The organism is Streptococcus zalophi, from assembly GCF_016481285.1.
Lineage (GTDB): Bacteria > Bacillota > Bacilli > Lactobacillales > Streptococcaceae > Streptococcus > Streptococcus zalophi.
The window spans coordinates 51,783-64,909 of the sequence record NZ_JAENBP010000003.1; the positions used below are offsets into that span (position 1 = coordinate 51,783).

Annotated in this window: 12 protein-coding genes; 4 read left to right on the forward strand and 8 right to left on the reverse strand. The window is 34.5% G+C overall.

Going from position 1 to position 13,127, the window contains the following annotated elements; genetic code table 11:
• Positions 1-111 precede the first annotated feature (111 nt).
• The 3 genes from JHK64_RS03020 to JHK64_RS03030 are packed head-to-tail and all read left to right on the forward strand — an operon-like array spanning position 112 to position 3,482.
• Entirely contained in the window at positions 112-1,473 is a 1,362-nt protein-coding gene (locus JHK64_RS03020; protein ID WP_199567530.1) for a carbohydrate ABC transporter permease, read from the forward strand.
• Positions 1,473-2,309, forward strand: coding sequence for a sugar ABC transporter permease (locus JHK64_RS03025; protein ID WP_199567531.1), 837 nt, complete (start codon positions 1,473-1,475; stop codon positions 2,307-2,309). Before JHK64_RS03020 ends, JHK64_RS03025 begins: the two co-directional genes overlap by 1 nt.
• Positions 2,310-2,342: 33 nt before the next feature.
• Entirely contained in the window at positions 2,343-3,482 is a 1,140-nt protein-coding gene (locus JHK64_RS03030) for an ABC transporter ATP-binding protein (RefSeq protein WP_199567532.1), read from the forward strand.
• Between the two features lie 45 nt (positions 3,483-3,527).
• Here JHK64_RS03030 and JHK64_RS03035 read toward each other — a convergent pair whose 3' ends face one another.
• From JHK64_RS03035 to JHK64_RS03045, 3 genes are all read right to left on the reverse strand, one after another.
• Positions 3,528-4,787: a UDP-N-acetylglucosamine 1-carboxyvinyltransferase gene (locus tag JHK64_RS03035; protein WP_199567533.1), complete on the reverse strand. Its 1,260-nt coding sequence runs from the start codon at positions 4,785-4,787 to the stop codon at positions 3,528-3,530.
• A gap of 111 nt (positions 4,788-4,898) precedes the next feature.
• A complete protein-coding gene (gene metK / locus JHK64_RS03040) occupies positions 4,899-6,089 on the reverse strand; it encodes a methionine adenosyltransferase (protein ID WP_199567534.1) in 1,191 nt (396 codons plus the stop codon).
• Between the two features lie 221 nt (positions 6,090-6,310).
• A complete protein-coding gene (locus JHK64_RS03045; protein ID WP_199567535.1) occupies positions 6,311-6,802 on the reverse strand; it encodes a pneumococcal-type histidine triad protein in 492 nt (163 codons plus the stop codon).
• A 110-nt stretch (positions 6,803-6,912) separates the two neighbouring features.
• On the opposite strand from JHK64_RS03045, the gene birA reads away from it, so the two are divergent.
• On the forward strand, positions 6,913-7,857 hold the full coding sequence (gene birA / locus JHK64_RS03050; RefSeq protein WP_199567536.1) for a bifunctional biotin--[acetyl-CoA-carboxylase] ligase/biotin operon repressor BirA: 945 nt from the start codon (positions 6,913-6,915) through the stop codon (positions 7,855-7,857).
• On the opposite strand, the gene JHK64_RS07575 is transcribed toward birA, so the two are convergent.
• The 5 genes from JHK64_RS07575 to JHK64_RS03075 all read right to left on the reverse strand — a co-directional run bounded on the left by JHK64_RS07575 (position 7,826) and on the right by JHK64_RS03075 (position 13,094).
• A complete protein-coding gene (locus tag JHK64_RS07575) occupies positions 7,826-8,023 on the reverse strand; it encodes a DUF3272 family protein (protein ID WP_199567537.1) in 198 nt (65 codons plus the stop codon). The two genes, birA and JHK64_RS07575, sit on opposite strands and share 32 nt — an antisense overlap.
• A 62-nt stretch (positions 8,024-8,085) precedes the next feature.
• Positions 8,086-9,315, reverse strand: coding sequence for an amidohydrolase family protein (locus JHK64_RS03060; RefSeq protein ID WP_199567538.1), 1,230 nt, complete (start codon positions 9,313-9,315; stop codon positions 8,086-8,088).
• A gap of 20 nt (positions 9,316-9,335) precedes the next feature.
• The gene (locus JHK64_RS03065; RefSeq protein WP_199567539.1) at positions 9,336-10,688 is read right to left on the reverse strand and encodes a citrate transporter; all 1,353 of its coding nucleotides are present in this window, start codon (positions 10,686-10,688) and stop codon (positions 9,336-9,338) included.
• 98 nt (positions 10,689-10,786) lie between these two features.
• Positions 10,787-11,851, reverse strand: coding sequence for an ureidoglycolate dehydrogenase (gene allD, locus JHK64_RS03070; RefSeq protein WP_199567540.1), 1,065 nt, complete (start codon positions 11,849-11,851; stop codon positions 10,787-10,789).
• A gap of 46 nt (positions 11,852-11,897) precedes the next feature.
• Positions 11,898-13,094 (reverse strand): dicarboxylate/amino acid:cation symporter, encoded by a 1,197-nt coding sequence (locus JHK64_RS03075; protein ID WP_199567541.1) that lies wholly within the window; start codon positions 13,092-13,094, stop codon positions 11,898-11,900.
• Between the last annotated feature and the right edge of the window lie 33 nt (positions 13,095-13,127).

A 13,127-nucleotide genomic window follows, 5' to 3' on the forward strand; every position in this document is an offset into this window, starting at 1 on the left:
GAAAACTTCTCCCCACTTGTTTTATTTAGTAAGAACCTCTGCTAATTAAGCTTTTCATGTGTCAAGTTTAACTAGCAGAGTTTCTGATTATTATTATAAAGGAGTCTTTCTATGGCTAAAGCTATCACATATGAGAACGTCTCTGTCCCTCAAGCTTTTAAAGAAGGTGGCATTGACATTAAACTCTCTTTTTTGATTATGGGATTTGCCAACCTTGCTAATAAACAATTTATTAAAGGATTACTATTTTTACTAAGTGAAATTTTATTTTTCATTGCATTTTTTGTTCAAATTATTCCTGCCTTGGCTGGCTTGATTACTTTAGGAACACAAACACAAGGCATGACGACTCAAGAAGTAGATGGTATTACACTACAAGTGGCTGTTGATGGTGATAATTCTATGTTAATGCTGATTTTTGGATTAGCATCACTTATCTTTTGTCTTTTTTTTGCTTACATTTATTGGTCAAATCTAAAAAGTGCTAGAAATATCTATCTTTTGAAAAAAAATGGTCAAAAAATACCATCTTTTAAAGAAGATTTTAAAACTCTTGCTAATGGTCGTTTCCACATGACTTTGATGGCGGTACCACTAATTGGTGTCCTACTTTTTACAATCTTACCTCTTATTTATATGATTACTATCGCCTTCACTAACTTTGACCATAGTCATTTACCACCAAAATCACTCTTTGACTGGGTTGGTTTTACTAATTTTGGTAATGTCTTTAGTGGGCGAATGGCTGGTACTTTCTTCCCTGTTCTTTCTTGGACACTGATTTGGGCTGTTTTTGCCACTGCAACTAACTTTTTCTTTGGAGTTGTTTTGGCACTATTAATTAGTACCAAAGGGCTTAAGTTAAAGAAAATGTGGCGTACTATCTTTGTTATTACAATTGCTGTCCCACAATTTATTTCTCTTTTAATTATGAGAAATCTATTAAATGATGTTGGTCCTCTAAATTCTTTATTGAAAAATTTGGGATTGATTCATGAAGGCTTACCTTTCTTATCAGATCCACTTTGGGCTAAGTTTTCGATTATTTTTGTTAATATGTGGGTAGGTATTCCCTTTACCATGCTAATTGCGACTGGTATTATCATGAATCTACCTAGTGAACAAATTGAGGCTGCTGAGATTGATGGGGCTAGCAAATTCCAAGTCTTTAAATCAATTACTTTCCCACAAATTGTTTTGATTATGACTCCAACCCTCATTCAACAATTTGTTGGTAACATTAATAACTTCAATGTCATTTACTTACTTACTGGTGGTGGACCAACAAATTCTCAGTTCTACCAAGCTGGAAGTACTGACCTTCTAGTTACTTGGCTTTATAAATTAACGGTCACTGCTGCCGATTATAACTTGGCTTCTGTTGTAGGGATTTTAATCTTCACAATTTCTGCTGTATTTAGTTTATTAGCCTATACTAGAACTGCATCTTACAAGGAAGGAGTAGCAAAATAATGAAATCTAAAAAACAACTCCGTCTAACGATGGTATATTTGACACTTATTATTTTATCAATTATTTGGCTCTTCCCTATTGTTTGGGTTGTTCTTACTAGTTTTCGTGGTGAAGGAACTGCTTATGTTAGCTACTTCATCCCTAAAACGTTTACTTTAGACAATTATATTAAGTTATTTACAAATAGCTCCTTCCCATTTGGACGTTGGTTTTTAAATACCTTGTTTGTTGCATCGGCCACCTGTGTCCTTTCAACTTTTATCACAGTGGCAATGGCTTACTCACTTAGTCGTATCAAATTTAAGTTTAGAAATCACTTTTTAAAACTCGCCTTGGTGCTTAATATGTTCCCAGGTTTCATGAGCATGATTGCTGTTTACTACATTTTAAAAGCCCTTGGTTTAACTCAAACATTAACATCATTAATTCTTGTTTATTCGGCTGGTGCAGCACTCACATTTTACATTGCTAAAGGATTTTTTGACACCATCCCTTATTCTCTTGATGAGTCAGCAATGATTGATGGAGCAACAAGAATGGATATTTTCTTTAAGATAACACTTCCACTTTCAAAACCTATTATTGTCTACACTGCTTTACTAGCATTTATGGGCCCGTGGATTGATTTTATCTTTGCGCAAGTTATCTTAGGGGATGCCACTAGTAAATATACCGTTGCTATTGGTTTATTCTCAATGTTGCAGCCAGACACCATTAATGAATGGTTCATGGCCTTTACCGCTGGTTCTGTTCTCATTGCCATTCCAATAACCCTTCTCTTCATGTTTATGCAAAAATACTATGTTGAAGGTATTACTGGCGGTTCTGTTAAGTAAGAAGCTAAATAAAATAGTGAGGAAAAAATTGTTATGACAACAGTAAAATTAAATAATATCTATAAAAAATATCCTAATAGTAAACACTATTCTGTTGAGAATTTCAATCTCGACATTAAAGATAAGGAATTTATCGTCTTTGTTGGTCCTTCAGGATGTGGAAAATCAACAACTCTTCGTATGATTGCTGGTTTAGAAGACATTACAAAGGGCGAGCTTTATATTGATGAGAAGCTCATGAATGATGCCGCTCCTAAAGATCGTGATATTGCTATGGTTTTTCAAAACTATGCTTTGTACCCCCATATGACAGTCTATGAAAATATGGCTTTTGGTCTTAAACTGCGTAAATACAAAAAAGATGATATTGACAAACGTGTGCGTGAAGCCGCTGAAGCTATCGGTTTAACTGAATTTCTTGACCGTAAACCTGCTGATCTTTCTGGGGGACAACGTCAACGTGTGGCTATGGGACGTGCCATTGTTAGGGACGCAAAAGTGTTCTTAATGGATGAACCTCTTTCTAACCTAGATGCCAAGTTACGTGTTTCTATGCGTGCTGAAATTGCAAAAATTCACAGACGTATTGGTGCAACAACTATCTATGTCACTCACGACCAAACAGAAGCAATGACACTTGCTGATCGCATTGTTATTATGAGTGCTACTAAAAATCCTGATGGTACTGGAACAATTGGACGTGTGGAACAAATCGGTTCTCCTCAAGAACTCTATAGTTATCCTGCCAATCAGTTTGTCGCTGGCTTTATTGGTAGCCCGTCTATGAACTTCTTTAACGTTCAAATTGAAGGTGAAGAACTTGTTGACTCTGAAGGACTAAGAGTTGCTATCACTGAAGGACAACGTAAAGCTTTAGAAGCAAAAGGATACCTTAATAAACCACTTATTTTTGGAATTCGACCTGAGGATATTTCAAGCAATCAAATTGTTCATGAAACTTATCCAAATGCCAATGTCACTGCTGAGGTTTTAGTCTCAGAATTATTGGGTAGTGAAACCATGCTCTATGTAAAACTTGGACAAACTGAGTTTGCAGCGCGTGTTGATGCTAGAGATTTCCATCAACCTGGTGAAAGTGTTAACCTCACTTTTAATGTAGCCAAAGGTCATTTCTTTGATATGGAAACAAAAGAACGTATTCATCTTAATTAAAAAAAAGCTATTTAGGTTTTCCTAAATAGCTTTTTTACATTAAGATTAATCATCGACAAGAGTTATATCCGCACCTAGATGGTCTAATTTTTCAACAATATTAGAATAACCACGAAGAATAAATTCAACATTGGTAATTTCAGTTTGTCCTTTGGCCAATAAACCAGCTATAATAAGTGCAGCACCAGCTCTTAAATCAGTTGCTTTGACCTTGGCACCAGATAATGATGACGGACCATTATAAACAATTTTGCCACCAACTACCGAAATATCAGCATTCATTCTTGCTAATTCTGGTATATGATTAACTCGTTTTTCATAAATAGTATCAATAATAATGCCTCTACCCCGAGCACAAAGCAATAAAGGAGTTATTGGTTGTTGTAAATCAGTGGCAAATCCCGGATAAGGGGAAGTTTTAATGGTAACAGCTCTCAAATGGTCTTGTTTTTCTACAAAAATACTATCTTCTTCGACAGTCATTTTAACACCCATCTCTTCTAGCTTTGAAATAAAACCTTCTAAGTGCTCATAAAGGACATTGTTAATTCTAACACCTTCGCCTACAGCAGCCGCTAAAGCAATATAAGTTCCAGCTTCAATACGATCAGGAATGACTTGATGACGGGTACTTCCCAATTGTGATACACCTTCTATGGTAATAACATCGGTTCCAGCACCACGAATATGAGCTCCCATATTATTAAGAAAAGTCGCAACATCAATAATTTCAGGCTCTCTTGCTGCATTTTCAATAATCGTTTTTCCTTTTGCTTTTGTTGCTGCTAGTATGGTATTAATTGTCGCACCAACACTAACAGTATCCATATAAATATGAGCACCTAAAAGAGAAGCTCCTTTGGTTGTCAACTTCATATAATTTCCTTCAAATGAAGATTTTGCACCCATGGAATCAAAAGCTTTTAAGTGTAAATCAATAGGGCGAGGGCCAAGATCACAACCACCCGGCAAACCTACAACAGCCTCACCAAATCGCCCTAAAAGGCTACCATAAAAATAATAGGAAGCCCTCAAACTATTAATTTTACCATATGGCATGGGATTATTTTGTATACTTCTTGGATCAATTTCTAAAGAATCATGTTCTTTTTTAACCTTAGCACCCATTGCAATTAGAATTTCAATGAGGCTATCAACATCACTAATATCTGGAACACCATCCAGCCTTACAATATCATCTGATAAAATGGCCGCAGGAATTAAAGCAACAATACTGTTTTTTGCACCAGATACCGTTACTTCTCCTTTTAAAGTTTTACCGCCATTGATTATAATTTTTTTCATTTAAACATCTTTCCTATACTAGACTTCAACCTTTTCATTTTACCATATTATAGCCTATTTTGACAAATTTTATGAAAATCATCAAAAAAGAGAGGGATTTCCTCTCTCTTTTTATCGGGTTAAAAAATTTTTTAAGGCTTCAACTTTATCTAATCTTTCCCAAGGCAAATCAAGATCAGTACGACCCATATGACCATAAGCAGCTGTTTGTCTGTATATTGGACGTTTTAAATCAAGCATCTTAATAATCCCTGCTGGTCGTAGATCAAAATTCTCTCGAATAGCTTTTTCTAATTTGTTTTCTGAAATTTGACTGGTCCCAAAAGTATCAATACGGATAGATACAGGCTGGGCAACACCAATAGCATAAGCTAACTGAACCTCAGCTTTTCTTGCAAAACCTGCTGCTACTATATTTTTGGCAATATATCTTGCGGCATAGCTAGCTGAACGGTCAACCTTTGTCGCATCTTTTCCTGAAAAAGCACCACCACCATGACGGGAATAACCACCATAAGTGTCAACTATAATCTTTCGTCCCGTTAATCCTGAATCACCTTGCGGCCCTCCAATGACAAAACGTCCGGTTGGATTGATAAAAAATTTAGTGTCTTGATCCAAATATTTATTTGGAATAACAGATTTTATCACTTGTTCAATCATATCCTGCCTAATTTGTTCTTGACTGGCTTCAGGATTGTGTTGTGTTGAAATAACAACAGTATCAACACGAACGGGTCTATCATTTTCATCATATTCAACTGTTACCTGACTTTTCGCATCTGGACGAAGATATGATAATGATTTGTTTTTTCTAAGTTCTGCTAATTTTCTAACTAACTTATGGGCTAAAGAAATAGGTAATGGCATCAATTCAGGTGTTTCATCAACAGCAAAACCAAACATCAAGCCTTGGTCTCCTGCTCCAATAAGACTAAGATTATCCTCATCACCTTCTCTATTTTCGAGTGCCTTATTGACGCCTTGTGCGATATCTGGTGATTGTTCAACTAGTGAGGGATGAACACCCACAGTTTCAGCAGAAAAACCATAGTCGGTATTTGTATAACCAATATCAGCAATGGTATCTCTTACTATTCGATTAATATCCACATAAGCAGTTGTTGAGATTTCCCCAAAAACATGAACTGAACCAGTGTAAACAACCGTTTCAGCAGCCACATGTGCTTCTGGATCCTGATCTAATATAGCATCTAAAATAGCGTCTGATATTTGATCAGCAATCTTATCTGGATGTCCTTCTGAAACTGATTCAGAAGTAAATAGTTTTCGTTCTGACATATTTTTTATGTCCCCCTTTTAATTAATAGTGTTAAAAAGTTACAAAGTACTAGCTTAGCTATCTTTTCGGGACTTATTAACTTCATTATTATATCATTTTTTTGACAGATTTTATATTATAAAAACTACCTATTATCAAAAAACAGTTTATGATAGATTCGTTAAGAATTTTTTACAATTAATGACGAAAAACACCCTAAAGTTAGGGTGTTTTATTAATCTTATTCATGATCCTCATGATGATCATCATGATCGTCGTGATCTTCATCATGGTCATCACCTTCAGTCAAAGCCATTGCTTCTTCTTTAGTGAGGATGGTGTCAGTATTTTCTTTATCGTTTGGATAATAGTAAAATTTATCGTTGACTTTAATAATAGATCCTTCATCAAGGTTGTAAACAACATCTTTTTCATCAAAGACATAATCATCAGCTGGTAAGGTACTATCTAAGAACTTTGCATTTCCTGGTATTTTTCCTTCTTCAAAATGATCATGATCGCCATGAACATGAGCAAAACCATCTGCCATAATTTCAGAAACGACAACTAATCCATCATGGTCGTCATGGTCATCATGATCAACCACTTCTTGAGTTGTTACTTTATCGTCATCTTTTTTACTGTCATTTGACGTTGCTTGACAAGCAGCTAGCATAAAGTAACCAGCAAGAATAAGACTAAGAATTTTTACTATAGTAAGATTTTTTTTCATTTTTTTCCTCCTTTTTATTAACCAGTTAAGTATATCATGAACTTAATTATTTTTCAAGTTATAATATCATTTAAAATGATTTTTCAAGTCTTTTATATTATACTAGAAGCATGAAAACATACGAAAAAATTTTTTGCCAACTTTCTGAAACCAAAGGCTTTGTCACTGGAGAAGAGTTGGGTTCTCATTGTCAACTCTCTAGAACTGCTATTTGGAAAGCTATTCAAAAATTAGAACAATTTGATGTTAAGATTCAATCTCAAAAAAAACGAGGTTATAGATTATTATTTGGAGACTTATTAATTCCAGAAATGATTGAAAAACAAACTGGTGTTCCAGTTATACTTAACCATAACAGTCTATCAACGCAATTAGATGCCAAAATTGGCATTCAAGAAGGTCAAAAAGCGCCAAGACTGTATCTTGCTAGTAATCAAAAAGAAGCTAAAGGACGATTTGGACGTTCTTTTCATGCTTCTTCTGGTGGCATTTACATGTCCTTACATATTCAACCTCATGTTGCTACTGATAAACAACCAGCCTATACTATGATGATTGCAAGTGCTATTGTTAAAGCCATTTCTCGCTTAACAGGTATTGAAACACAAATTAAATGGGTCAATGATATCTATTTAGGACAAAAAAAAATAGCTGGTATTTTAACCGAAGCTATTAGTTCTGTTGAAACAGGAATGATAACTGATGTGATTATAGGTATTGGTATCAATTTTAATATTAAAGAAATGCCCAAAGAGCTTGAAAATAAAGCAACATCACTTTTTTCAGAAGAACCTAGTATTACAAGAAATCAACTCATCGTAGAAATTTTAAAGTTATTTTTGACCACTCCTGAAACAGATCTCATTAAAGTCTACAAGGATAAATCTTTCATTTTAGACAAACAAATTACCTTCTTAGAAGATGGAAAAACCTATCAAGGTGTTGCAGAAGATATTACAGATAACGGCGCTTTAATCGTCCAACTAGATAATGGAAAAACAAAAACGCTCTTAGGGGGAGACATTAGTCTTTCTTCTTGGGAGATGAGGAGTTAAAATAACGTGTCCACTTACTAATAATATAGGCTTTTCGAAGATTTTGAAGCAGAAAAATGGCCCAAAACCCAACTAACCAATAAGACTGATTAAAAAAGGCATCTGTTAAAAAATACGTTTCTACACTACACATGGCAGCCAGAATAAAAAATTGTTTTAGTGTCATAAAAATATTCTATCAAAAAAACTGCTAAAAAGCAGTTTTTTTGATGCCATCATAATAGTAATCTAATACGGCTTTGATAAAATAGTAGTTTTGGTTGTTTTTACGATAATATTTCCCTTTTTAATAACAAAGAGACGTTCAGGAATATCTATAATCGCATGGTTTACTATTTTAGTATCTAAAATGACCAAATCAGCTTGTTTGCCTACAGCTAAACCATAATTTTCTAATCGCAAAGCTTTTGCTGGATTGGTTGTTATCATTGGCAAAACAGTTTTTAAATCATCTGCGCCACCTAGATGACTAACCGGAATGGCAAGCATAGCAGTCTGAATAATATCACCTGTCCCATAGGGCGTAAAAGCGTTACGAATATTATTAGTTGAAAGACACACATTAACACCGCCATCACGCAGTTTTCTAATAGGTGTAACAGCTCTACGAACATTGGAAGAATCATTTCTTCCTCCCAAATGCAAATCTGTAGCTGGTAAAGACATAACATTAATTTTTGCTTTAGCCATTTTTTCAATAATGGGAGTTAAAAGATGATCTGGTAGTGCATGTAAAGCTGTTAGGTGCCCAACAGAAACCCTACCTTGATACCCCTCTTTTATCGTCTTTTCACAAATATATTCGATACTTAAATGATCCGCTTCATCTGAAAAATCTTGATGAAAATCAATATCTTTATCATAGTGTTTTGCAATATCAAACACTAAATCAATATGATCTTCAACTGGAGAATCATTATAAGGAATACCTCCTACAACATCAGCCCCCATTTCCATTGCTTCATACATCATTTCTTTTGTTCCCGGTACTTTAAAAATACCCTCTTGTGGAAAAGCAACAACTTGCATATCAATGACATTCTTATATTCTTCTTTTAATCTAAGGATTGTTTTTAAGCCAGAAAAGCCTTGACTTGGATCGAACTCAGACTGCGTTCTAACAGTAGTTGTCCCATGTGTGATAATCATTTCAAGAGCTTCCTTAGCACGATTATAAATGTCTTCCTCTGTGAAGGTAGGTTTTAATTGTCCAGTTACACGAATCGCTTCTTGAAGCGTTCCAGATTTGTTAGGCATACGATCTGCTATCAAAGCTTTATCAAGATGCAGATGACTTTCAATAAAACCTGGAACAACTACATTCCCTTTTGCATCAATAACTTCATCAGCTATTTCATTGATTTCTTTCGCAATAGCTACAATTTTTCCATCTTGAATACCGATATCTTGTAAGGGTAAATCATCATCAATTCTTGCTTGTTTAATTATTAAATCCATTTTCTTGCCTCCAAAACTTATTAACTAAAAATAAAACCGATTAGCACTAAGATAGCTGAGGCCAAACTAATCCATTTGACATTGCCTTTTACAATATCTAAAATTGGTAACTGAAATCCTGATGATAGAGCTTGCATTGTGATGTTGACAAAACTCATCTGACTACCAAAGCCAACACCAATAGTTACTAAACCTAAGGCTAATGGTGAAAATCCTAAAGATATTGCTACTGGTAAAACTAAAGTTAATACAGAACCAACATAGGCTCCTGCTGGTATACCTATTAAGATACCTGTCACAATTGCCACTGGCACCATTAAAAACACAGGGGTATTTTTTGCTATACCAGCAATAACAGAAAAAGTACCTGTTGTCGCTATGACATTAATAAAAGCTAAGAAGATACCAACTTGAAAAAGTCGTGTCAAAATATAAGTTGAGCCATCAATCATCGATTCAATAGATTGATTCATACTAAAATCGGTACACATGTATATTAGTGCAAGTGTTACAACCATATAAACTAAAGGTGTAAACAATTGAAAACCTAGAAGATTGTTAAAAAGAGGACCAAATATGACTGCTAATAATAGGAAAATGGCTGGAATTGTTATCTTAAGGAGTTCTGCGTTTTCTTTTTGGTCAAATTCATCATCAAGAGACTCTTTAAAACCAATGTTTCTTTTTTTCGTTCCCCAAAATGACAAAATAACAGCCAAAATGACAAAAAATAACCAGTATGGACGCATGGCAGAAACATAAGTACCAATTGAAAATTCACCCAATTGAGAAACAATACTTGATTCTAGAGAAGCAGGAGACGTTGTGAATGAAACTGCTGCTGCTAGTGACATAGCAGCAATTAATTCTGGAACAACACCTACTGCTGCAAATGCTAAAGGAGCAATAACCATAGCACTACCACCACCAACTCCAGACATATAAGTAGCAGCTGCTAATAAAATGACAATAAAAGCTGAAACATACTCTACTTTACCTTTTGTTAATCTTTTTGAAAGAGTTAAAGCAGCTGAGTAACTTCCAGCTTTAAAAACTGCCATTGCAATGGCAGAATTGATTATTGGAACAGTTATTCCAAGCATCATAGGCACTGCTTCTAATAACTTTCCATTAGCCTCCTCTAAACTGATTCCACCAATTATCATAGCTAAAACGCCACCAACAAGGCCAGCAATAACCATATCAACTTTTTTAAATAATAAGAACAAGACAATTACTAAGGGAATAATGACAATAACTGCCATTAATCCTGTTGGGGCTTTAATTTCATCAATTTCTTCTGCATAAACCAGCATTGGGCTGAACAAATTGATAAAAAAACCATAGATTAAAACGTTAAAATATTTTTTCATTTGTTTATCCTCATTTTACAATAACATTTTAATAAGTGATTTAAAATCTTCCCCATCTCGATTGAAATGAGGAAGATAAAAAATATCATGCACAAATTTTATTTTGCAAAAGGATCTTTGTCACCATATTTATCAAAATGAAGTGTCTCTGATTTCAGGTAATCAATGATCCATTTTGGAATATTGATGCCATTTTCTTTATTCTTTTGGTAAGTTAGAATATTTGGCTCACCAGGATAATAGACTTGTTCAAATCCTTTAGCTGGTTTCACTTCATGCAATTCATTAATACTTTGTTCAACATAGTTTTTAAAGATCTCAAGATTAATAAATCGAGAAGGATCAATTACAATAAAGAGATGACCTAGGTCTCTTCCTTTTGTCATATCTGCATACATGGATGAGACATGTTTTCCAAATGGTAAGCCAAGCATAACACCACTAAGCATATCAACCATCATCATTAAGCCATATCCTTTAGGTCCTGATAGAGGGAGTAGACCAGCAACAGCCATCGGATCAGTAGTTGGTACACCGTGACTATCCACAGCCCAAGTTTCAGGAATGGCTTTGCCTTTAGATCTAGCGTCTAAAATTTTACCCCATGCTTGAACAGTTGTTGCCATGTCAAAAATGACTGGTCGACCTGATTTTCTTGGTGCTCCAAAACCAATTGGGTTGGTACCATAATAAACCTCAGAACCTCCAAAAGGAACAACCATTGGGTCGGATTGACAAATAGAGATAGCTACTAAATCTTCATTGGCTAATTTTTCTAAATAGTATGACATTGTTCCAGTATGACTAACTTTTGATAGTCCAACAATGGCAACTCCCGTTTCTTTGGCCATTTCAATAATTGGTTCAAGGGCTAAATTGGCAACATAGTGACCTTGAGCATTATCACCATGATAAATTCCAGTGCTAGCACCAGTTTTTTCAAATTTTAAGTTAGGGTGACGTGTCACACCACCTTTATCTATACGTTCAGCATAGTAGTCAACACGCACAGCACCATGAGAATGTATCCCAGACAAATCAGCAAAAACAAGATGATTAGCCACTTCTTGTGCTTGTTCTTCTGGAAGACCAGCACTGTGTAATTTATCAAAAATCAATTGATGTAATTCATAATCTTTTATTCTAATTAATTGTTCATCCACTTTATAATCCTCCTATGAGATAAATAGATTGTTGTTCAAAATCATCTTATTTCTTTAATTTACCGACAGTTTTTGCCACTAACATTGCCGTAAAAACATCCGAATCGACATTTAATATTGTTCTAATCATTCCAACAAAGTAATCAACGCCAGCAAATAAAGCAACTGCTTCTATCGGAATGCCCATTTGAGGAAAAATAATCGCTAAAGACACAATACTTGATCCTGGTGCTACTGAATTTGCTAGAGAAACTAGTGAAGCTAAAACACCTAGATAAATTAACTTTTCAACGCTAAGATCAAATGAATACATTTGGGCAACTGTAACGACAGTTATTGCCATATGCATTGATGCACCGTTACTATTTAATGAAACTCCTAAAGGTAAAACCAAATTAGTGATATAGTCATCAATTTTTAAATTATTTTTAGCACCTTCAATTGCTGTAGAAAGTGTGATTGCTGATGATCCTGTTGTTAAAGCAACAACTGACATATTCTTAACACCACTTATAACAAATTTTATAGATTTTTTACAATATGTACTAACCACACCAATCCAGATTATCAAGAATATGAAAGTGGCAAAAGCATAGACTACCAAGTATTTCAACAGAGGTAAAATCACAGATAAGCCTGCCTCACTAGTAGTATCAGCAATTAAACTAAATATTCCTATAGGAGCCACTGTCATCACTATTTTAATAACAACCATTACAATATCATTTATCTCTTCTAAAATTTTTAAAATGACATTATTTGAGTGGCTTTGAACATAGATATTAATAGCTGTTCCAAAAATAAGAGAGAAAACAATAATTTGTATTATGGAACCACCAGATAAAGAAGCAAAAATGTTTGAAGGGAAAAAATCTATAAACGTATCATATATATTTAATTCCTGTGCTGCAATTGCTTCCTCAGATGTTAATGATATTGCAACACCTTGACCAGGTTTAAAAAGAGTGCCAAAGAGGATTCCCCAAAAAGCAGCTATTAAAGTGGATACCGCAAATATTATGATTGTTAAACTACCAATCCTAGAAATATCTTTTTTTTCAATACTACCTAGGGCATAGACAATCTGTCCAAATATTAGAATAGGAATTGACATTTGCATCAATTTCAAGAATATTTGACCAAAAATGCTGAAATAAGCTGTCAAATCAGGAAGCCAAAGACCAAACGCAATTCCAACGATAACAGCTAGCACTATTTGGGTAATAAAAGATATTTTTTTCATTGCTAGCATCCTTTCGTATTATGATTTTTCAAC

Bases quoted from the DNA above. Each gene is read 5' to 3' on its own strand.
- JHK64_RS03020 (WP_199567530.1), top strand. From the start codon at position 112: ATGGCTAAAGCTATCACATATGAGAACGTCTCTGTCCCTCAAGCTTTT.
- JHK64_RS03025 (WP_199567531.1), top strand. From the start codon at position 1,473: ATGAAATCTAAAAAACAACTCCGTCTAACGATGGTATATTTGACACTT.
- JHK64_RS03030 (WP_199567532.1), top strand. From the start codon at position 2,343: ATGACAACAGTAAAATTAAATAATATCTATAAAAAATATCCTAATAGT.
- JHK64_RS03035 (WP_199567533.1), bottom strand. From the start codon at position 4,787: ATGAAAAAAATTATAATCAATGGCGGTAAAACTTTAAAAGGAGAAGTA.
- metK (WP_199567534.1), bottom strand. From the start codon at position 6,089: ATGTCAGAACGAAAACTATTTACTTCTGAATCAGTTTCAGAAGGACAT.
- JHK64_RS03045 (WP_199567535.1), bottom strand. From the start codon at position 6,802: ATGAAAAAAAATCTTACTATAGTAAAAATTCTTAGTCTTATTCTTGCT.
- birA (WP_199567536.1), top strand. From the start codon at position 6,913: ATGAAAACATACGAAAAAATTTTTTGCCAACTTTCTGAAACCAAAGGC.
- JHK64_RS07575 (WP_199567537.1), bottom strand. From the start codon at position 8,023: ATGACACTAAAACAATTTTTTATTCTGGCTGCCATGTGTAGTGTAGAA.
- JHK64_RS03060 (WP_199567538.1), bottom strand. From the start codon at position 9,315: ATGGATTTAATAATTAAACAAGCAAGAATTGATGATGATTTACCCTTA.
- JHK64_RS03065 (WP_199567539.1), bottom strand. From the start codon at position 10,688: ATGAAAAAATATTTTAACGTTTTAATCTATGGTTTTTTTATCAATTTG.
- JHK64_RS03075 (WP_199567541.1), bottom strand. From the start codon at position 13,094: ATGAAAAAAATATCTTTTATTACCCAAATAGTGCTAGCTGTTATCGTT.